We start from the raw sequence: 20,187 nt of genomic DNA on the forward strand, positions 1-20,187 counted from the left end.
AGCCCGACCCGGCGGCCGCGCCGGAACGTGGCCCAAGGGCCGCGCCGCAACGTGACCCGAGGGCCGCGCCGCAGGGTGGTCCTCGGCCGCACCGCCGCGTGACCCGACCGCCGCACCGCAGCCCGACCCGCCCGCCGCTCCCAGCCGTACGCCTCCTGCGCCGGCCGCGGGGCAGCCCGACCCGGCGGCCGCGCCGCAACGTGGCCCGACCGCCGTGCCGGAGCGTGAGCCGGCGGGTCTGACCGGCGGGCCGGGTGCCCGCGTGGTCCCCGTCGAGTTGGGCTCCAGACCGCCTCGATCCCCGGCCGCCACGGTGGTCGGCGCGCGGCACCGCCGGCCGCGTGGCGCGACCAGACCACCGGGCGAGGGAAGTGGGTCCTATGCCGAGCCAGTCGACAACCAGCCGTACCGGTCTGCTTGACCGGGCCCGCCAGGTCGCCGGGACCGCGGCCCAGTACGCCGCCGACGCCGACACCAGCCGTGAGCTGGCGCCGGCGGTGGTGGACGGCCTCGTCAAGGCCGGCTTCGCCCGGCACTTCGTGCCGGCGCGGTTCGGCGGGTCGCAGGGCACCACCACGGAGCTCTTGGAGGCGGTCGCGGCCCTGGCGGAGGGCTGCGCCTCGGCCGCCTGGTGCGCGTCGGTGACGGCGGGGGCCGCCCGGATGTGCGCCTTCCTGCCCGAGGCGGGCCAGCGGGAGCTGTGGCAGCGGGGCGCCGACACCGTGGTCGTCGGCGCGCTGATGCCGCGGGGCGCGGTCACCGAGGTCGCGGGCGGCTGGCGGGTGACCGGCGAGTGGGAGTTCACCAGCGCGGTCGGCTTCTCCCACTGGGCGCTGGTGTGCGCCCTGGTGCCCCAGGGCGAACGGCACGAGCCCTGGTTCTTCGCGCTGCCCCGCGCCGACTACCAGGTGGCGGACACCTGGTCGGCGGTCGGCATGCGCGGCACGGGCAGCCACACCCTGTCCGTCGACAACGTGTTCGTGCCGCGGCACCGGGGGTTCCCCCGGGACGCCATGCTGGCCGGGCGGGCCGTCGGCTCCACCGCCCGCTGCCACACCGCGCCGCTGCGGCTGATCAGCGGGCTGCTGTTCGCCGCCCCCGCGCTGGGCGCGGCCCGCGCCGCGCTGCGGGTCTGGTCCGAGCACACCGCGATGGACGCCGACGAGCACAACCCCGGCCCCCGGCTCACCGCCGCCCGCGCCGCCAGCACGCTGGACGCGGCCGGCCTGCTGCTGGAACGCGCGGCCCGGGTCGCCGACGCCCCCGCGGCGACCCCGCTGGAGCAGGTGCGCAATCCCGCCGACTGCGCACACGCCGTGGACCAGCTCGTCGACGTCGTCGAGCGGCTGTTCCGCACGGTCGGCAGCACCGGCCAGCTCGCGGCCCACCCCCTCCAGCGGATCTGGCGTGACGTGCACTGCCTGGCCAGCCATGTCGCCCTGCGCTTCGACACCGCGGGCGGGGCCTACGGCGCACGGCTGCTGGAGCCCGCGGCCGTCTGATCCGGCGGCCGCCCCGGACCCACCTCCGCACCACAGGTGACACGACTTACGGAAGGCAGTTGCCATGAGCCACCCGACCCCCACCGGCCAGAGCACGGCGGACGGCTTCGTCTCCGCCGACCTGTACACCCAGATCCAGCAGTTCTACGCCCGCCAGATGGGCCTGCTCGACGACGGCAGGCCCGACGACTGGGCCGACACCTTCACCACCGACGCGGTCTTCGCCGAGGCCAGCCGCCTGAACGAGCCGCTGCGCGGCCGGGAGGCGATCCGGGCCTCGTCCCGGGCGCGCCAGGAGCGGCTCGACGCCGAGAAGATCGACTTCCGGCACTGGCTCGGCATGCTCGACGTCCGTCCGCAGGACGACGGCTCGGTGCGCACCCGGGCGTACGCGCTGGCCATGCGCACCCCGCGCGGCGGCCGGCTGGAGATCTTCGCCAGTGTCGTGTGCCGCGACCACCTGGTCCGGGTGGACGGCTCCTGGAAGGTGCGGCAGCGCGATCTGACCCACGACGGCTCGGGCCTGGACTGAGGAGCACACGATGAAGTTCGGCATCGTCTTCTTCCCCACCGTGGGCCCGGCCGACAAGCCGGCCCCGCAGTACTTCGACGAGGCGCTGCGCCTGGTCGACCTCGCCGAGGAACTCGGCTTCGACCACGTGAAGATGGTCGAGCACTACTTCTTCGCCTACGGCGGCTACAGCCCCGACCCCGTGACGTTCCTGGCGGCCGCCGCGGGGCGCACCCGGCGGGTGCGGCTGGGCACCAGCGCCACCATCCCCGCCTTCCAGCACCCGGTGAAGCTGGCCGGCAAGCTCGCCATGCTCGACAGCATCTCGGGCGGCCGGGTGGACGCCGCGTTCGGACGGGCCTTCCTGCCCGACGAGTTCAAGGCGTTCGGCATCCCCATCGACGAGTCCAAGGACCGCTTCACCGAGGGCGTCGAGGCGATCAAGCGGCTGTGGAGCGAGCAGGACGTGGTCTTCGAGGGCCGCTTCCACCGCTTCGGCCCGGTGACGCTGCTGCCCCGTCCGGTGCAGGACCCGCACCCGCCGGTGTTCGTCACCACCGCGCGCAGCGCCGAGTCCTGTGCCGAGGCGGGCCGGGCCGGCCACCACCTGCAGACCGTTCCCAACGTGATGTCGACCAAGGAGCTGCAGAGCCGGCTCGCCGTCTACCGGCAGGAGTGGGCCGCCTCCGGCCGCGCCGCGGGCACCGAGCGGATCCACTTCAGCTACCCGTGCGTGGTGTCCGACAACGGCGACGAGGCCCGCGCCAAGGGCCGTCACGACGACGACCGCAACACCGCCGCGATCCGCGCCGCGGTCGCCTCCTGGGCGAACACCCGCAGCGCCGCCTACCCCGGCTACGAGAAGCTCGTCGAGGCCACCAGCACCTCGCACTTCGAGGGGAAGCTCGCCCAGCAGAAGCTGCTCATCGGCGCCCCCGACCAGGTCCGTGCCCAACTGGAGCAGATCGCCGAGTGGTTCGGCGACGACATCACCATCAGCCTCGGCGTCCACTCCGGCCACCTGTCCTACGAGGACGCCGCCACCACCCTGCGGCTGATGGCCGACCAGGTCATCCCCAAGCTGCCCACCGCCCGATGAGCACCGCACCGTCGACCACGAAGCGAGGCACGCACCCATGACGACCCCAGCACAGCGGCGGACGGTCACCGTCATCGGCGCCGGCACCATCGGCCTCGGCTGGATCGCGCTGTTCCTCGGCCACGGACTGCGGGTCCGGGTCAACAGCCGCAGGCCCGACGCGCCGCGCATCGTCGAGGACGCCCTCGGCCTGTTCGCGCCGTTCCTGCCCGAGGGGACCGAGGACCCGGCCACGTTCGGCGAGCGCCTGGAGTTCGAGCCCGACCTGGAGCGGGCCGTCGCGGACGCCGACGTGATCGTCGAGAACGCGCCGGAGAACCTGGAGCTCAAGCAGGAGCTCTTCGCCCGCGTCGGCAAGGCCGCGCGGTCCGACGCGCTGATCCTGTCCTCCACCTCCACCCTGAACCCGGACGACATGGGCGCGCGGATGGCGGACTCCAGCCGTCTCGTGGTGGGGCACCCCTTCAACCCGCCGCACGTCGTCCCGCTGGTGGAGGTCGTCGCCGGTGAGCGCACCTCCCCGCAGGCCGTGCGCGAGGCCGTCGAGTTCTACGAGTCGGTCAGCCGTGTCCCGGTGGTGCTGCGCAAGCCGATCCTGGCGTTCGCGGCGAACCGGTTGCAGTCCGCGCTGCTGCGCGAGTCGATCCACCTGGTGAAGGAGGGCGTGGTCTCGCTGGAGGAGCTCGACCGGGTCGTCACCCACTCCATCGGCCTGCGCTGGGCCACCGTGGGCCCCTTCCTCGCCTTCCACCTGGGCGGCGGCACCGGCGGCCTGCGCAAGTGGCTGGGCACGCTGGGAGCCGGCCTGGAGAAGGGCTGGGAGCAGCTCGGCCGCCCCACCCTGGACGAGGAGACGATCCAGTCGCTCATCGAGCAGGCGGAGCAGGTGTACGGCTCCTCCTACGAGGAGCTGGTGCGCGCGCGGGACACCCGGCAGACCGCCGTCCTGCGCGCCCTGGCTCAGGCCGACGCCCACCCGTCCTGAACGCCGGCCCCACCTCGACCGGCGGGTGCCCGTACGGCACCCGCCGGTCCCGTCTCCCGCCCGCCCTGCACCGGCGGGTCCGCCCCCGTGCCCACAGCACGGGTCTGCCCCCCGTGACCGCCACCGAGTCCGAACCACGGGCCTCGTGACCGTGCCGCACCACCCCAGCACCCCGTAACCACCACCGTGCCCGCACCACGGGTACACGCCCGTGCCCGTCGCGGTGCCCGCAGCACGGATCCGGCCCCCGTCACCGCCACGATGCCCGCGCCACAGGACCGGCCCCCACACCACAACCGGGCTTGCGCCACGGGTCTGCCCCCTCGTGATCGCTACCGGCGCCGGCAGCAGGCCGCCGAGGAGGCCGCCGCGCAGCCGGGCGGCGGTCCCGCCGGCCGCGCGCCCCCCGCGGCTCGGCCGGCCCAGGCGGTAGGGCGGAGCTGGGAGGGCGCGGGGCCGAACCGCAGGCCCCCGGGACCGTCGCGGTCCCCGCCCCACCCCAGCACCCCGCACCGCGCCGGCAACATCTCGAGCACCCCGTAACCACCGCACCCGAGCACCCCCTGACCGCCAGGCCACCGCACCGAACCACGCAAGCACAACCGACCACCACCGCACCGAACCAGCGAGCCCGTCACCGCCACCGCGCCCCACCACCCGACCCACCCCGCAACCGCCACCGCCCCACACCACACCGGTCGCACGGGACACCGGTCGCACGGGACACCGGCCGGCCGGAGCCGGCCGGCCGGAGCCGGTGGGCCGCCGGGCCGGCGTGGGGGCGCGCCCAGAGTTCGAGCTGCCTTCTACCGCCGTGCCGAATGCTGGCGGCACATCAGCCGACCGGGAGGGCCCCACCGTGATTTCCACCGTGTTCCGCTTCCGTCAGACATCCGAGTTCCTCGACTGGTTCGCCGAACGCAACGCCACCCACCGGCACCGCGTGACGCCTGTGCCCCTCGATGCCCTGGACGGCTGGGCGACCGACCCGGAGACCGGGAACCTGCGGCACCGCACGGGGAAGTTCTTCACCGTCGAGGGCGTCGAGATCACCACCGGCCGCCGGGAGACCCGGTCCTGGATGCAGCCGATCATCGTCCAGCCCGAGGCGGGCATCCTCGGCATCCTCGTCAAGGAGTTCGACGGCGTACGGCACTTCCTGCTGCAGGCCAAGATGGAGCCGGGGAACATCAACGTGCTGCAGATGTCCCCGACCGTGCAGGCCACCCGGTCCAACTTCACCCGGGTCCACCAGGGCGCCGCCGTGCCGTACCTGGAGTACTTCCTGGCGCCGCCCCGGGGGCGGGTCCTGTTCGACGCGCTCCAGTCCGAGCAGGGCTCCTGGTTCCACCACAAGCGCAACCGCAACATGATCGTGGAGCTGCCCGCCGACGAGGACGTGCCGCTGCGCGACGGGTTCTGCTGGCTGACCATGGAGCAGATCGGGGACCTGCTGGCCCTGGACAACGTCGTCAACATGGACACCCGGACCGTCCTGTCGGGCCTGCCGGACCCCTGGCCCGGAGACTGCGGGGGGCCCGGCGCCGAGAACCGCGGCCGCCACTCGATGACCGAGCTGCTGAGCTGGTTCACCGACATCAAGGCCCCGCAGGACCTGCACCGGCGCCGCATCCCGCTCGCGCAGGTGAAGGGCTGGACGCACACCGGGGAGCGCATCGTCCACGAGGAGGGCCGCTACTTCTCGGTGATCGGCGTGGACGTCGAGGCCGACGGCCGCGAGGTGACCCGCTGGTCGCAGCCGATGCTGGCCCCGACGGACCGCGGCGTGGTCGCCTTCCTCACCCGGGAGATCGACGGCCGGCGCCATGTCCTGGTCAACGCCCGCACCGAGGCCGGCTCCCTGGACATCGCCGAGATGGCGCCGACCGTGCAGTGCTGCCCGGCCAACTACGCGGGCCGCCCCGAGGAGCAGCGGCCCGCCTTCCTCGACCTCGTGCTGTCGGCGTCGCCGTCGCAGATCCTCTTCGACGTGGTGCACTCGGAGGAGGGCGGCCGCTTCCACCACGCCGAGAACCGCTACCTCGTCGTCGAGGTCGGCGACAGCGTGCCGCTCGACGCGGGCGAGGACCACATGTGGATGACGCCCGGTCAGCTCGGCACCCTGCTGCGCTACTCCAACCACGTCAACGTCGAGGCCCGCAACCTGCTCACCTGCCTGCGCTTCCTGCGGCAGAGGGCCCGATGACCACGGGCACCGTGCGGCTCGGCCTGCTGGGCACCGCCGACATCGCCACCCGCCGGATCCTGCCCGCCGTGTCCCGCACCCCCGGTGTCACGCTCACCGCCGTGGCGAGCCGCGACCCCGCGCGCGCCCGGTCCGTGGCCGCCGCGTACGGGGCCGAGGCGCTGCCCGACTACCGGGCCGTGCTGGACGACCCGCGGGTGGACGCCGTGTACGTCCCCCTGCCGGCGGCCCTGCACGCGCCCTGGGTGCGTGCCGCCCTGGAGGCCGGCAAGCACGTGCTGGCCGAGAAGCCGCTGACCACCGACCCCCGCACGACCGCCGAACTGCTCGCCCTGGCGCACAAGTCGAAGCTGGTGCTCAGGGAGAACTACCTGTTCGTCCACCACCCGCAGCACCGGGCGGTGGCCGGCCTGATCGCCCGGGGCGCCCTGGGCGAGATCCGCGCGGTGTCGGCCGCGTTCACCATCCCCCCGCGGCCCCCGGCCGACATCCGCTACCGCGCCGACCTCGGCGGAGGCGCCCTGCTCGACGTCGGCGGCTATCCGCTGCGCGCCGCGCTGCTGCTGCTCGGCCCGGCGCTGCGGGTGGCGGGGGCGGTGTTGCGCACCGATCCGGCCCGGGGCGTGGACGTGGCGGGGGCCGCCCTGCTGTGCCGGGACGAGGACGGTGTCACCGCCCAGCTGACCTTCGGCATGGAGCACCGCTACACGTCCCGTTACGAGGTGCTCGGCAGCACCGGCAGGCTCCGCCTCGACCACGCCTTCACCCCACCGGCCGACCACCGCCCGGTGCTGCTGGTGGAGGGCCCGGACGGCACCCGGCGGCACGAGCTGGAGCCGTACGACCAGTGCGCCGGCGCCCTCCAGGCGTTCGCCCGGGCGGTCAGGACCGGCGAGAGCGCCGGCGGCGGGGACGACCCGTACGGCCCGATCAGCACACGACAGGCGGAGCTCACCGCCGACATCCATCGACAGGCTCAGTACGCCGTGGGAGGCGATGCACCATGACCGACAGCCCGCAGACGGACACCGCCGCGACGGGGCAGGAGCGGGCGGCGGCCAAGGCCGCGATCCTGGACCAGGTACGCGCCTACCACGCCCACGGGGACCAGCACGGCGGCGGCGGGGGCGAGTTCGTCCCCGGCGAGACCGAGGTCTGGCCCTCCGGCGCGGTCTTCGACGCCGAGGACCGGGTGGCGCTGGTGGAGGCGGCGCTGGAGATGCGGATCGCCTCGGGTGTCAGTTCCCGGCGCTTCGAGCGGGAGTTCGCCCGGTTCTTCAAACTGCGCAAGGCGCATCTGGCCAACTCCGGCTCCTCCGCGAACCTCCTGGCGCTGTCCGCGTTCACCTCGCACCTGCTGGAGGACCGGCGGCTGCGGCCCGGCGACGAGGTCATCACGGTGGCGGCGGGCTTCCCGACCACCGTCAACCCGATCATCCAGAACGGTCTGGTGCCGGTCTTCGTCGACGTGGACGTGCCGACGTACAACACGACCCCGGAGCGGATCGCCGAGGCCATCGGCCCGCGCACCAGGGCCATCATGATCGCTCACGCCCTCGGCAACCCCTTCGCCGCCGAGGAGGTCGCCGCGCTCGCCGAGGAGCACGACCTGTTCCTGATCGAGGACAACTGCGACGCGGTCGGCTCGACCTACCGCGGCAGGCTCACCGGCACCTTCGGCGACATCGCCACCACCAGCTTCTACCCGGCGCACCACATCGCCATGGGCGAGGGCGGCTGCGTCCTGACCGACAACCTGGCGCTGGCCCGGATCGTGGAGTCGCTGCGGGACTGGGGCCGGGACTGCTGGTGCGAGCCGGGGGAGAGCAACCGCTGCTTCAAGCGGTTCGACTACCAGATGGGCACGCTGCCGCACGGCTACGACCACAAGTACATCTTCTCCCACGTCGGTTACAACCTGAAGGCCACCGACCTGCAGGCCGCGCTGGGCCTGAGCCAGCTGCGCCGGCTGGCGGCCTTCGGTGACGCGCGGCGCGCCAACTGGCGCCGTCTGCGGGAGGGACTGGACGGCGTGCCCGGGCTGATCCTGCCCGAGGCGACGCCGGGCAGCGACCCGAGCTGGTTCGGTTTCGCCCTCACCGTGCGTCCCGACGCCGGGTTCACCCGCAAGGGCCTGGTGGACTTCCTGGAGTCCCGCAGGATCGGCACCCGCCGCTTCTTCGCCGGCAACCTCACCCGGCACCCGGCCTACCAGGACCGCCCGCACCGCATCGTGGGCTCCCTGGAGAACAGCGACCTGGTCGCCGAGCACACCTTCTGGGTGGGCGTCTACCCCGGGCTCGACGAGCAGCGGGTCGACTGGATCGCCGAGTCCGTCCGGGACTTCGCGGCCAAGCACTCCTGACGCGCCTGGGGCATGCGAGGGCCCCCGCCGGCCGTGCGGCCGGCGGGGGCCCTCGCATGGGTCAGGAGAACACGGGCAACCGCGCGGGGCCCTGCGCGGCAGGGCCGGAACCGGCGGGCCCGGGCCCCTGGGTGGTCCGCTGCGGGCGGGAGCCGAGCAGCTCCAGCTGGAGCCGCTGCAGGTCCGGGGAGGGCTCCAGGCCCAGTTCCTCGGCGAGGATGCGCCGCAGGTTCTGGTAGGCCTGCAGGGCCTCCGCGCGGCGGCCCGCGGAGCCGAGCGCCATGATGAGCCGGCTGTGGAACCACTCGTTGAGCGGGTAGTCGTTGACCAGCTTGCGCAGCTGCGGAATGGACTCCCGGTGCCGGTTGAGCCGGCCCTCCGCCTCGATCCGGATCTCCAGCGCCCGGATGCGCAGCTCCTCCAGATGCACGATGTGCCCGGTGAGCAGGTCCCCCGCGGGCACGTTGGACAGCGCGGGCCCGCGCCACAGTTCCAGCGCCCGGCCGACCTTGTGCACGGCCGACTCGCAGCGGTCCGCGCCGAGGTCGGCGTGGGCCTCGGCGACCAGCCGCTCGAAGACCTTGATGTCGACCTCGTCGTCCTCGACCTGGACGGCGTAGCCGGGCGCTCTGGTGACCAGCAGCGGCCGGTCGTCCGGTAACAGTTGCTCGGCCACGAACATGCGCCGGGCGTGGTAGACGTACGTCTGCAGGGTCGTCATCGCGCTGCGGGGCGGGCTCTCCCCCCACAGCTCATGGACCAGAGCGTCGGCCGTGACGATCTCGTTCGCCCGGGTCAGCAGGAGTGCCAGGGTCTGACACACCTTCGGCGTGCTCGGCAGGTAGGACCGGCCGTCCTCCGCGACGATCTCGAACGGGCCGATGAGGTTGAACCGCACCACGCTAGCTCCTCGTCGTAGGGGGCGAAGACTGCTCGCTGCCGCGTTGCCGCGGTGCTGACCGAAACGGTAGGCCGCCCGCCCCGCCTCTCCCTACGCCGACGGGGCGAGAGTGTCACTCTCGCCCCGTCCCCGGGCAGTGCCCCGCCCGGCGCCGTTTCCCGGCCCCGGGAGCTACGCCGCGGAGCGCCAGCCCGGCAGGGAGCGGGCCGTCCAGGCGCGGGCCGGGCGGCGGGCCGCAGGGCCGTCCCAGTGCGCGGCGCGCAGCCGGGCCGTGGCCTGCTCCCCGGGGTCCGCCGCGCGCATCCGGGCCGCCAGGACCACGGCCAGCGCGGCCAGTTCCTCCGGGGTCGGGTTGCCGCGTGTGACGCGCCAGGAGACGCCGCCGAGCAGAGTCGTCATCTCGGGCCCGGTGGGCCGCTGCCCGGCGCTCACTGGGGCTGGTTCCCGTGCTTGCGGCTGGGCAGCGCCGCGTGCTTGGAGCGCAGCATCGCCAGCGTGCGGATCAGCGCGGAGCGGGTCTCGGCCGGGTCGATGACGTCGTCGACCAGGCCGCGCTCAGCGGCGTAGTAGGGGTGCATCAGCTCCTCCTTGTACTCCTTGACCAGGTGCGCGCGCATGGCCTCGGGGTCGTCGGCCTGCGCGATCTGCCGGCGGAAGACGACGCCCGCGGCGCCCTCGGCGCCCATCACCGCGATCTCGTTGATCGGCCAGGCCAGCGACACGTCCGTGCCGATGGACCGTGAGTCCATGACGATGTAGGCCCCGCCGTAGGCCTTGCGCAGGATGAGCTGCACCCGCGGCACGGTGGCGTTGCAGTAGGCGTACAGCAGCTTCGCGCCGTGCCGGATCACGCCGCCGTGTTCCTGGTCCACGCCCGGCAGGAACCCGGGCACGTCCACCAGGGTCACCAGCGGGATGTTGAAGGCGTCGCACATCTGCACGAAGCGGGCCGCCTTCTCGCTGGCCTCGATGTCCAGCACCCCGGCCATCCGCTGCGGCTGGTTGGCCACGATGCCCACCACCTCGCCGCCCAGCCGGGTCAGCGCGCAGATCACGTTCGGCGCCCAGCGCTCGTGCACCTCGAAGAAGTCCCCGTGGTCGGCGATCTCCTCGATCACCTTCGCCATGTCGTAGGCCTGGTTCGGGTCGGCCGGCACCAGGTCCACCAGCGACTCCGTGCGGCGGTCGGAGGGGTCGCAGGTGGGCGCGCCGGGCGGCATCTCCCGGTTGTTGGAGGGCAGGTACGACAGCAGGTGGCGTACGTCCTTCAGGCAGCACTCCTCGTTGTCGTACACGAATCCGGCCACCCCCGACCGCTCGGCGTGCACGTCGGCGCCGCCCAGCTCCTCGTGGGTGATCCGCTCGCCGGTCACGGCCTGCACCACGTCGGGGCCCGTGATGAACATCTGCGAGGTGCCGCGCACCATGAACACGAAGTCGGTCAGCGCCGGGGAGTAGGCGGCACCGCCCGCACACGGCCCCATGATGACGCTGATCTGCGGGATGACGCCCGAGTTGCGGACGTTGCGCACGAAGATGCCGCCGTATCCGGCGAGCGCCGTCACCCCCTCCTGGATCCGGGCGCCCGCTCCGTCGCACAGCCCCACCACGGGTGCGCCGGCCCGCTCCGCCAGGTCCATCAGCTTGTGGATCTTCTGGGCGTGCGCTTCGCCGAGCGCCCCGCCGAAGATGCGGAAGTCATGGGCGTAGGCGAAGACCGGCCGGCCGTCCACCGTGCCCCAGCCGGTGACGACACCGTCCGTGTGCGGGCGGCGGTCCTCCAGCCCGAACCCGGTGGCGCGGTGCCGGCGCAGCGCCTCGATCTCGGTGAACGAGCCCTCGTCGAAGAGGATGTCCAGCCGTTCCCGTACCGTCAGCTTGCCCTTCGCCTTCTGGGCGCGGGTGGCCTTCTCGCCCGGCCCGGCGACCACGGCCGCCCGCAGCGCGGCCAGTTCCTCCACCCGGGCGCGGGTCGACGAGCCGCCGCTCGGCGCCGGCCCGTCGGTCTCCTGGATGACGCTCACTTCTGCCCCTTTCGCTCTCTCACGCGTGGCATTCGGGGAGCCGGCCGTGGAACTCGACCATGTCCGAGAACAGCAGCCCGACGTCGAGCGGATGGCCCCGCTCCGCGCCGCGGGCCTCCGCGAACGCCCGGTGCAGGTTGGGCACCAGCCGTTCGCTGTCGAGCAGTTCCGCGTACGGGCCGAGGTCGGCCTCCCGTGCGGTCTGCAGCGGGCTCAGCCCCGCCGCCAGGCCCTGCGCGGCCAGCTCCTGTACCCAGCGCAGGTACCGCTCGACCGTGTCCAGCAGCTCCGGGCCGCCGACGGGCCCGTGCCCCGGCACGATGACGCGCGGGCCGAGCGCCCGCAGCTTTCCGACGACGTCCAGCGTGCCCGCGACCGACCCGGTGAGGCAGAAGGGCGTGGCCCCGTTCATCACCAGGTCGCCGGCGAACAGCACGCGCTGCTCCGGCAGCCACACCACGGTGTCGTTGGTGGTGTGCGCCACGCCCGGATGGAACAACTCGGCGCGGACGTCGCCCAGATGCAGCGTCACCGGCTCACGGAACGTCAGGGTCGGCAGTTCCACGGTCAGGTCGCCCCAGCACACGTCGGGCCACAGCCCGGTCAGGTGCAGCTGGGCCAGGTCCATCTCGGCGCGGGTGCCCTCGTGGGCGATCACCACCGCCTCGTCCGCGAAGAACCGGTTGCCGAACGTGTGGTCCCCGTGCGGGTGCGTGTTGATCACATAGCGCGGCGGACGCGGGGTGACGGCCTTGACGGCCTCCTTCAGCGCCAGCGCCCGCGCCTGGGTCGCCGCCGTGTCGATCAGCGCGGGCCGTCCGCCCGCGGTGATCAGCCCCGCGTTGTTCAGGCACCAGCCGCCGTCCGGCTGCACGTACGCGTGCACCCCGTCATCGACCTCGACCAGACGGGCGTCCCGCACCGAGCCCCGGCTCATACGGCCCTCCCCACGCGGCCGGCGCCGAAGGCGCGGCGGGACTCCTCACGCGAGTCCTCGGCGAAGTCCTCCCCCTGGGCTGCCGCGGCGTCCTTGCGGAAGCAGCCGACCACCGCGCCCATCAGGCCCCGGTCCACCATCCCGGCCGTGTCCGGGGTGCCGTCCGTGGCGTGCGGGGCCGGGCCCACGGCCGCGCTCAGCGTGCAGCCGTCGTCCAGCGCGTGGGTCTCGAAGTGCCAGCCTCCGTCGTCGGCCGGCAGCCCGTCCGTGCCCAGCAGCCGGGGCGCGGCCGTCGCGGTCGCCGGGACGGTGAACCCGAACGAGCGGAAGGACAGCCGCGTGCCCAGCCCCAGCGCCTTGGTGTACGCCTCCTTCAGCGTCCACAGCCGGATCACCGCCGCGTTGCGGCCCTCCTGGGGCAGCCAGCCCAGCGCCGCCCGCTCGTGCTCGGTGCAGACGTCCTCCTCCAGGCCCGTGCCGTAGGCCGTGCGGTCCCCCGGCTCCACGTCCACCCCGATGGGGCCGAGCCGGCTCAGTCCCACCGCGACGACGTCCCCGGTGTGACTGAGGCTCACGTCCAGCCGGCCGCAGCCGCGCAGATAGGGGCGGCCCCCCGGGCGGCGGGCCAGCTCCAGGTCGGCGGGCTCCGCGCCGAGGACGGCGGCGGCCGCGTGCTTCAGCAGCAGCCGCGAGGCGGCGAACCGGGCGCGGGCGGTGCCGCTGAGCGCCTGGTAGCGGCCGTACTCGTGCCCGAGGATCCGGGACAGCGCGGAGTCGTCCGCGGCGGCGGCCCACGTGCTCGCCGTGCCGTACGCCAGCCCGTAACCGCCGTCCCCGAGTGCGCCGCGCAGCGCCTCCCAGGGGCCGTCGGGGGAGGCGAGGCGCAACGGAGGCGGTCCTGCCAGACCACGGCGTACGGACATGGTCATCCCTTCTCGCGGGGCCGGGCCGGGGCGCCCAGCGCGGTGTCGTACAGGTCGAACGTGCGGGCGGCACGGCAGCGCCGTACCGCCTCGGCGAGCAGGACGTCCTCGCCCGCGGCGGCGCCGGGCGCCGTCACCGGCAGCCCGAGCCGCACCCCGATCCGTGCCAGGGCGGTGAGCAGCCAGGCCGGTTCGGCGAGGAATCCGCCCCGGCCGGTGTGCCGGGCCGTTTGGAACACCCCGAGGCAGGCGGCGGCCGCGGCGAGCAGGGCGTACCGCTCGGCCAGGGCGAACGCGCGCGGGTTGGCGAGCGCGGCCGGGTCCAGTTCGGGCAGTCGCCGGCACTGCTCCCGCAGCACGGCGAGCTCGTCCGGCAGGGCGGCCGGCCAGTCCTGCGCCGGGAGGCCCGGCACGCCGTCCCGGGCCTGCGCGAGCAGGACGGTCACACCGTCGTCGGCGGCCGCCAGCTTCAGCCGCGCGCTGTTCAGGGGCGGCACCGGTCCGTCCGGCAGGAACAGCTCCTCCCCGGCCGCCCGTCCCTGCGCGGTCCAGGACCGCCGGGCCAGGGTCGGCAGCTGGGGCAGCAGGGTGGCCAGGGCGGCGGCCGACCCGGCGGGGCCCGGCGGCAGCGCCGCGAGGTCCCGCACCTGTTTGTGGAAGACGCCCAGGCCGTCGTCGCCGCGCATCGAGTCGGTGCCCAGCACCGTCAGCAGGTCGCCCACGCCCTCCTGGAGCAGCCGCAGCCCCAGGTAGCGGGCCGCGGCCGACCAGATGCTCGACCGTTCCGGCATCAGGTGCAGCGAACGCAGCGCCACCAGCGACAGGCAGTCCGCGGCCAGCAGGTCCGCGAACGCGCCCGCCACCAGCCGGCGGGTGACGCGGGAGCGCAGCCCCCGCACCCCGCCGCGCTCGGCCAGCACCGCCGTCAGCACGGTGCGCAGCGCGCTGTCCGCGCAGCCGACCGCCATCGACGGAACCAGGGCGTGGCGGACCTGGGACACCCGCCGGGTCACCCACTGGCCGTCGCCCGCCTCGCCGATCACCGCTCCGGCGGGCACCGGCCAGTCCTGCAGCACCAGTTCCCCGGCGGGAATGCGGCGCGGGACCGTCACGTCGTACGGCGACAGCTGCACCACCGCCCGTGCCGGGAGGTCGTCGCGGTGCAGCAGGAGCACCGACTCGCCGTCCGGGCCGGTGTGCCGGGGCACCACGACGAAACCCGTGGCGCGGGGGGCGTTGACCAGGGCCGCGGTGCGGCCGGTCAGGCGCAGTGCGGCCAGCCGGCCGCCGGGTGTCGCGGTCAGGCCGTCCTCGGCCGCCCGGCCGCCGGCGATCCGCTCACCGGCCAGCAGCGCCCGGGCCGTCCGCTTGCGCTGCTCCTCGGTGCCGTAGCACCACACGTGCAGGGCGGCGGCCAGGGAGGCGGAGCCGTACCCGCGTCCGAGCGCGGCGTCCCTGCGGAACACCGCCCGCAGCAGGACGGCGGCCTCGTCCAGGCCCGCCAGCCGCCCGCCGTACTCCCGCGGCACGAAGTCCTCGTGCAGGGCGAACGACGCCAGCAGCGGCTCGCCGCCGAGCGGGAGCTCCCCGCGGTGGTCCGCCGCGAGCACGGCGGCGTCCCCCAGCGGGTTGCCCGCCTCGCGCGGGTCACCGAGCACCGCCTCCAGCGCGGCCCGGCGGGCCGCCGCGTTCCGCGATGCCGGTGCCGGTGCCGGTGCCCTCATCGTCCTGGTCTCCTCGCGTCCGGTTCGTACCGAACCGTCGCGGACGGTGCTGGAGCGCTGCTCGCGCAGGGCTCGAACGGGCGGCGCCGCCCTCCGGCATCAAGGGGCCGGTGTGCCACCGGCTAGGCCGCGCGCACCCCGCGCTCCGCACGGCGGTCGTGGAGCACCGCCACCGCGTGCGCCGCCGAGGCGAGGGTCATGTGGCGGTGCCAGCCCTGGAAGGAGCGCCCGACGAAGTCCCGTAGCCCCGTCCGCTCGGAGACCTGACGGAACGTCACCTCCACGGTGTCGGCGAGCGCGGCGAGTGCGAACAGGTCCTCGCCGGTGGCCGAGGACCCGGCCGGGGCGGGCGCGGCGGCCAGCCAGAAGCGGTCGGGGCCCCTGGTTCCGGCGGACCACTCGGCGAGGAGCAGCAGCGGCCGTCGCGGGTCGGCGGGCAGCACCACGGGCACCGCCGCCCGCACCCTGCGCCCTTCGGCCGGCCGGCGCAAGCGCCGCATCCCGGCGAGGAGTTGCTCCGCGGTGACGGGCCGTTCGCTGTAGCCGTGCAGCACGGAGGGATCGGCCCGCAGCGGCGTGGCCGCGGGCACCCGCACCAGGACCGCGACGCCCGCCGGGGCGAGAATCCGCAGCGTACGCGCCGGATCGAGGCCTTCGGCGTCGATGACCACGGGCCGCCTGGACATCGTCTCCCGGCACACTCCGAGGGCCAGCCGGCCCGCGACCTCCTCGGGCCCGGCGGGCACCTCGCCGGGCGGTATCTGCGCGCGGCTGCGCCGCCCGGGGTCGTCGAGCCAGGCACGGCTCAGCAGCAGGGCCCAGTCGCAGGGAACGGCGGTGTGCGGGGAGGCGAGCCAGGCCCCGTAGGCGTGCTGACCGTGGACGGTCATGCCCAGGTGCGGTACGAACTGCTGGTCGACCCCCACCGAGTGCGGTCCGGCCTTCGGGATGACCAGCGGCCTGACCACCCACGCGCGGGGGGCGACGGCGTCCTCGACATGCCGCGCGAGCGCACGCCGCACCCGGGCCCAGTCCCACGAGGAGTCGCTGATGAAGTGGTGGACGCTCTGCTGGGCGGACCCCGTCCGCGCGGGCTCCCGCCCACCGGGCCCGCCGCCCATCCAGTCGGCGATGTTCCGCAGTGTCTTGCGCCCGGGCACGGCCAGCAGGGCGCGTACGTACTGCTCGGCCTTGTGCCGCTGGCCGCGGCGTGGCAGTGAGGCGAACAGGTCCGCGCAGAACGCTGAGACCTCGTCATGGTCGTCGCGCATCGTCCTTCCCCCTCCGGACGGTCTGCCGGAGCGGCTACGCCCGGCCCTGCGCACCATGGCCGGGATCGCTCCCGTGCCTTTCCCGGCTCGATTCCGCTTCGGTCCCGCACGGCGGCAGGGCGCGGGCACGGCGTGTCATCAGCGCGGGAAGGCCGAAAACGGCCCACCACGTGACGTGGAGAGCCGTTATGAAGAGGGCTTGGAACCGTGAGAACGCGGTCACGGAACGTACAGGTTTCAATTGATGCGATCGGACCGGCCCGCATAGAATCGGGCAGTTTCGATCAGGCCTGAAATGATCGTCGACGGGGGGCTGTACGAGGATGGCACATGGTGCCGCAATCATTCGGGGCCCGAGATTTCGCATCCTTGGCGCACTCGAAGGCTGGTACGGGGACACGCCCCTGAAACTGGGCGGAACACTGCGGGCCCGCACCCTGGTGATGCTCCTGCTGGAGGCGAACCGGGTGGTGCCGGTGCCCCGGTTGGTCGAGGCGGCCTGGGACGGGTGTCCGCCCACCAGCGCCCCGCACCAGATCCGCAAGGCGGTCGCCGAACTGCGGCAGCGCATCCCGGGCGGCGCCGAGATGATCCTGACCGACGGCCCCGGGTACCGGGCGGCGGTGGGCGAGGACCACCTGGACCTGAGCCAGTACCGGTCCCGGCTGCGACGGGCGCGCAAGGCGGCGGAGGAGGGCCAACGCGGCGCGGCCGCCGATGAGTTGCGCGCCGCGATGGAGTTGTGGCGCGGGCCGGTGATGGCGGGGTTCGGCGGTTCGGTCATCGACGCCGCCTCGGCGGCCCTGGAGGAGCAGCACCTGGCCGCCGCCGAGCAGCTGTTCAGCCTGCAACTGGCCTCCGGCGAGGCCGGGCTGATCGTGGGTGAGCTGCGGGTCCTGGTCAACCAGCACCCGCTGCGCGAGACCCTGCGCGGCCAGCTGATGCTGGCGCTGTACCGCACGGGACGGCAGGCCGAGGCCCTGGAGGAGTACGGACGCGTCCGGCACCTGCTCGCCGAGGAGCTGGGCATCGACCCCGGCGCGACCCTGACCGACCTGTACGAGAAGATCCTGCGGCAGAGCCCCGAACTGGGCCCGCCCGAACCGCTGCGCGAGCCGGCCGTGCTCCCCTCCGGCCCCGTGGCGTCCCCGGCCGAGGCAGGCGCGCCGGCCTTTCCGCCGCCACCGCCGGGCCCCTCCGCCGCCCAGCCGCCGGCGCCCTCCGCGTCGGAGCCGACGGCCCTCTTACCGCCGCGGGCGATGCCGCCCGCACCACCGCAGCCGACGGCGCCCGGACCCGCGCTGCCGTCGTCGCCGAGCACCCTGCCCTACGCCCTGCCGGACTTCTCCGGCCGGGCGGCCGAGCTGGAGTGGATCCGGCAGACGGCCCTCGACCAGGACGGCGGCTGGGCCCACATCATCGCGATCGACGGCATGGGCGGCAGCGGCAAGACCGCGCTGGCCGTCCAGGCCGCCCACCAGCTCGCCCCGTACTGGCCGGACAGCCAGCTCTTCGTGGACATGCGCGGCTTCACCCCCGGCCAGGAGCCGCTGAGTCCGGCCGCCGCGCTGGACGCGCTGCTGGCGTCGGCGGGGGTACCCAGCGAGGAACTGCCCGACGACCCCGCCGCCCGCACCGTGCTGTGGCGGTCGATCACCGCCCGGCGCAGACTGCTGATCGTCCTCGACAACGCGGCCACCGCCGAGCAGGTCATGCCGCTGATCCCGGCCTCCCCCAACTGCCTCACCATCGTCACCAGCCGGCCCCGCCTGGTGGACCTGGACGGTGCCCGGTGGCTGACGCTGGACGTCCTGACCGACGGCGACGCCCGGGAGCTGCTCGGCCGGACGCTCGGCGAGGAGTGCTTCGACCGCGAACCGGAGGCCTGCGCCCAGCTGATAGGGCTGTGCGGCGGCCTCCCCCTGGCGATCCGGATCTCCGCCGCCCGGCTCAGGAACCGCTCGCACTGGACCATCCAGCGGCTGGTGGACCGGCTGTGCGACGAGACCCGCAGACTGGACGAGCTCAACTCCACCGGCAGGAGCGTCGCGGTCGTGCTGCGGATGTCGTACCAGGCGATGGACGAGGACAGGCGCACGGCCTTCCGGCTGCTGGGCCTGCATCCCGGGCGCAACATCGACCCGGCGGACGCCGGGGCGCTGTTCGACTGCCGTCCCGACGACGCCGAGGAGATCCTGGAGCACCTGCTCGACGCGCACCTGCTGGAGCAGCACGAGCCCGGCTGGTACCGGATGCACGACCTCGTGCGCAGCTTCTGCCGCGGGCTGCTCGGCACCCGGCAGGCCGAGGAGGAGGAGAACCAGGCGGTACGGCGGCTGCTGGACCACTACCTGCTCACGGCGGAGAACGCCTGCGACACACTTTTCCCGAAGCGGCCCCGGTTCCCCGAGTTCCTCCCCGAGGGGTGGTCCCTGCACCCCGACTTCGCCACCGCCGACGAGGCCCTGCGGTGGCTGGACCGGCAGCGCGACAACCTGCTGTCCGCGGTGGACCTGGCCGTGGAGAGGGAGCTGCTGCTGCACGCCGCGTACCTGCCGCGGGCCCTCGGCTTCCACTCCCACATCAGGAACTACCCGCACGACCTGCAGGAGACCAACCGTGCCGCCGTGGCGGCGGCCCGCAGTCTGCGCCAGCCGGTCCTGCTGCGCATCAGCCTGACGAACCTGGCCATGGGGCAGTGGCGGCTCGGCCTGTACGAGGAGTCCGCGGCGCACCTGCGGGAGGCGCTGGAGGTGGCCCGCGCCGGTGACCGGCTCGGCGAAGCGGTGTGCATGAGCCGGCTGGGCCAGGTCTACAACAGCCTGGGCGAGTTCGGGGCGGCGCTGGAGCTGCTCACCGGCTCGGCCGAGCTCCAGCACGAGCTCGGCCAGGTGCGCGAGGAGGCCGTGAGCCTCGGGCTGCTCGGCTCGGTCAACGCCCGGCTGGGCCGGTACCGCGAGTCGGCCGACGCGGCGGCGCGCTCGCTGGCGCTGTACCGGGAGATAGGGGAGATCAGCAACTCGATCGTGTCCCTGTCCACCCTGTCCCTCGCCCTGCTCGGACTGCGGCAGCCGCAGACCGCCCTGGAACGGCTCGACGAGGCCCTGGAGCTCTGCGACCGGCTGGACAAACCCGCCAACACCGCGCTGATCCTGTCGTACTACGCCGACGCCCACGTGATGCTGGGCCGGCCGGAGGAGGCGCTGGTCTACATCGAGCGGGCCACGGAGCTGGCGGCCAACGAGACCACCGCCCGCCGGGCCACGGTGGAGAACGCGGCGGGCCGGGTCCTGCGCGCGCTCGGCCGGTTCTCCGAGGCCCGTACCCGGCACCGCAGGGCGCTGGAGCTGTCGTCGGGCATAGCGTTCCGCTACGAGACGGCGCAGGCGCTGCACGGGCTGGCCGACACCGACAAGGAACTGGGGGACGCCGAGAGCTCCGAAGACTGCCGACGCCGCGCCGACGAGCTCTTCACCGCAATGGGAGTGCCGCTGGACGCCCGCGCCCTGGCCTGAGCGTCCGCGTCCGCCCGAGCTCGGGCCCGTACGTCCCCGTCGGCCCGCGCTCGGGCCTGAGCGTCCGCGTCCGCCTGAGCTCGGCTGAGCCTCCGCGCCCGGCCCGCGCTCCGGCCTGTAGTCCGTATCCGCCCGCCCTCTGGCCTGCACGTCCGTATCCGCCCGCGCCCCGGCCCAAGCCTCCGCGCCCCGCCAACGCCCCGGCCCAAGCGTCCGCGCCCCAC

Annotated in this window: 15 protein-coding genes; 8 read left to right on the top strand and 7 right to left on the bottom strand. The window is 74.2% G+C overall.

Features of this window, described 5'->3' with window-relative positions:
* Positions 1-380 precede the first annotated feature (380 nt).
* From AB0K80_RS14770 to rfbH, 7 genes are all read left to right on the top strand, one after another.
* On the top strand, positions 381-1,502 hold the full coding sequence (locus AB0K80_RS14770; RefSeq protein ID WP_365669399.1) for an acyl-CoA dehydrogenase family protein: 1,122 nt from the start codon (positions 381-383) through the stop codon (positions 1,500-1,502).
* Between the two features lie 64 nt (positions 1,503-1,566).
* On the top strand, positions 1,567-2,034 hold the full coding sequence (locus AB0K80_RS14775; RefSeq protein WP_365669401.1) for a nuclear transport factor 2 family protein: 468 nt from the start codon (positions 1,567-1,569) through the stop codon (positions 2,032-2,034).
* Between the two features lie 10 nt (positions 2,035-2,044).
* The gene (locus AB0K80_RS14780) at positions 2,045-3,112 is read left to right on the top strand and encodes an LLM class flavin-dependent oxidoreductase (RefSeq protein WP_365669403.1); all 1,068 of its coding nucleotides are present in this window, start codon (positions 2,045-2,047) and stop codon (positions 3,110-3,112) included.
* Between the two features lie 37 nt (positions 3,113-3,149).
* A complete protein-coding gene (locus AB0K80_RS14785; protein ID WP_365669405.1) occupies positions 3,150-4,097 on the top strand; it encodes a 3-hydroxyacyl-CoA dehydrogenase NAD-binding domain-containing protein in 948 nt (315 codons plus the stop codon).
* Positions 4,098-4,956: 859 nt separating this feature from the next.
* Complete coding sequence (locus AB0K80_RS14790; protein WP_365669407.1) at positions 4,957-6,303, top strand: NDP-hexose 2,3-dehydratase family protein; 1,347 nt, start codon at positions 4,957-4,959, stop codon at positions 6,301-6,303.
* Positions 6,300-7,310: a Gfo/Idh/MocA family oxidoreductase gene (locus AB0K80_RS14795; protein ID WP_365669408.1), complete on the top strand. Its 1,011-nt coding sequence runs from the start codon at positions 6,300-6,302 to the stop codon at positions 7,308-7,310. The genes AB0K80_RS14790 and AB0K80_RS14795 overlap by 4 nt, the downstream gene beginning before the upstream one ends.
* On the top strand, positions 7,307-8,668 hold the full coding sequence (gene rfbH / locus AB0K80_RS14800) for a lipopolysaccharide biosynthesis protein RfbH (protein WP_365669410.1): 1,362 nt from the start codon (positions 7,307-7,309) through the stop codon (positions 8,666-8,668). The genes AB0K80_RS14795 and rfbH overlap by 4 nt, the downstream gene beginning before the upstream one ends.
* Positions 8,669-8,729: 61 nt before the next feature.
* Here rfbH and AB0K80_RS14805 read toward each other — a convergent pair whose 3' ends face one another.
* From AB0K80_RS14805 to AB0K80_RS14835, 7 genes are all read right to left on the bottom strand, one after another.
* A complete protein-coding gene (locus AB0K80_RS14805; RefSeq protein WP_365669412.1) occupies positions 8,730-9,569 on the bottom strand; it encodes an AfsR/SARP family transcriptional regulator in 840 nt (279 codons plus the stop codon).
* Positions 9,570-9,740: 171 nt separating this feature from the next.
* Positions 9,741-9,968 (bottom strand): acyl-CoA carboxylase epsilon subunit, encoded by a 228-nt coding sequence (locus tag AB0K80_RS14810; protein ID WP_365669414.1) that lies wholly within the window; start codon positions 9,966-9,968, stop codon positions 9,741-9,743.
* 29 nt (positions 9,969-9,997) lie between these two features.
* Positions 9,998-11,593: an acyl-CoA carboxylase subunit beta gene (locus tag AB0K80_RS14815; RefSeq protein ID WP_365669416.1), complete on the bottom strand. Its 1,596-nt coding sequence runs from the start codon at positions 11,591-11,593 to the stop codon at positions 9,998-10,000.
* A gap of 19 nt (positions 11,594-11,612) precedes the next feature.
* On the bottom strand, positions 11,613-12,530 hold the full coding sequence (locus AB0K80_RS14820; RefSeq protein WP_365669418.1) for an MBL fold metallo-hydrolase: 918 nt from the start codon (positions 12,528-12,530) through the stop codon (positions 11,613-11,615).
* Positions 12,527-13,453, bottom strand: coding sequence for a 4'-phosphopantetheinyl transferase superfamily protein (locus AB0K80_RS14825; RefSeq protein WP_365669420.1), 927 nt, complete (start codon positions 13,451-13,453; stop codon positions 12,527-12,529). Before AB0K80_RS14825 ends, AB0K80_RS14820 begins: the two co-directional genes overlap by 4 nt.
* 2 nt (positions 13,454-13,455) lie before the next feature.
* Positions 13,456-15,177, bottom strand: a complete 1,722-nt coding sequence (locus AB0K80_RS14830; RefSeq protein WP_365669422.1) for an acyl-CoA dehydrogenase family protein — start codon at positions 15,175-15,177, stop codon at positions 13,456-13,458.
* Between the two features lie 122 nt (positions 15,178-15,299).
* A complete protein-coding gene (locus tag AB0K80_RS14835) occupies positions 15,300-16,448 on the bottom strand; it encodes a transposase (protein ID WP_365669424.1) in 1,149 nt (382 codons plus the stop codon).
* 443 nt (positions 16,449-16,891) lie between these two features.
* Between AB0K80_RS14835 and AB0K80_RS14840 the strand changes: the two genes are divergently transcribed.
* On the top strand, positions 16,892-19,963 hold the full coding sequence (locus AB0K80_RS14840) for a BTAD domain-containing putative transcriptional regulator (RefSeq protein WP_365669425.1): 3,072 nt from the start codon (positions 16,892-16,894) through the stop codon (positions 19,961-19,963).
* Positions 19,964-20,187 lie beyond the last annotated feature (224 nt).

Origin of the sequence: Streptomyces sp. NPDC052682 (assembly GCF_040678435.1) — a bacterium.
GTDB lineage: Bacteria > Actinomycetota > Actinomycetes > Streptomycetales > Streptomycetaceae > Streptomyces.

Excerpts from the sequence above, each read along its gene's own strand:
- AB0K80_RS14770 (WP_365669399.1), top strand. The coding sequence starts at position 381 with ATGCCGAGCCAGTCGACAACCAGCCGTACCGGTCTGCTTGACCGGGCC.
- AB0K80_RS14775 (WP_365669401.1), top strand. The coding sequence starts at position 1,567 with ATGAGCCACCCGACCCCCACCGGCCAGAGCACGGCGGACGGCTTCGTC.
- AB0K80_RS14780 (WP_365669403.1), top strand. The coding sequence starts at position 2,045 with ATGAAGTTCGGCATCGTCTTCTTCCCCACCGTGGGCCCGGCCGACAAG.
- AB0K80_RS14785 (WP_365669405.1), top strand. The coding sequence starts at position 3,150 with ATGACGACCCCAGCACAGCGGCGGACGGTCACCGTCATCGGCGCCGGC.
- AB0K80_RS14795 (WP_365669408.1), top strand. The coding sequence starts at position 6,300 with ATGACCACGGGCACCGTGCGGCTCGGCCTGCTGGGCACCGCCGACATC.
- rfbH (WP_365669410.1), top strand. The coding sequence starts at position 7,307 with ATGACCGACAGCCCGCAGACGGACACCGCCGCGACGGGGCAGGAGCGG.
- AB0K80_RS14810 (WP_365669414.1), bottom strand. The coding sequence starts at position 9,968 with ATGACGACTCTGCTCGGCGGCGTCTCCTGGCGCGTCACACGCGGCAAC.
- AB0K80_RS14820 (WP_365669418.1), bottom strand. The coding sequence starts at position 12,530 with ATGAGCCGGGGCTCGGTGCGGGACGCCCGTCTGGTCGAGGTCGATGAC.
- AB0K80_RS14825 (WP_365669420.1), bottom strand. The coding sequence starts at position 13,453 with ATGTCCGTACGCCGTGGTCTGGCAGGACCGCCTCCGTTGCGCCTCGCC.
- AB0K80_RS14830 (WP_365669422.1), bottom strand. The coding sequence starts at position 15,177 with ATGAGGGCACCGGCACCGGCACCGGCATCGCGGAACGCGGCGGCCCGC.
- AB0K80_RS14835 (WP_365669424.1), bottom strand. The coding sequence starts at position 16,448 with ATGCGCGACGACCATGACGAGGTCTCAGCGTTCTGCGCGGACCTGTTC.
- AB0K80_RS14840 (WP_365669425.1), top strand. The coding sequence starts at position 16,892 with ATGCTCCTGCTGGAGGCGAACCGGGTGGTGCCGGTGCCCCGGTTGGTC.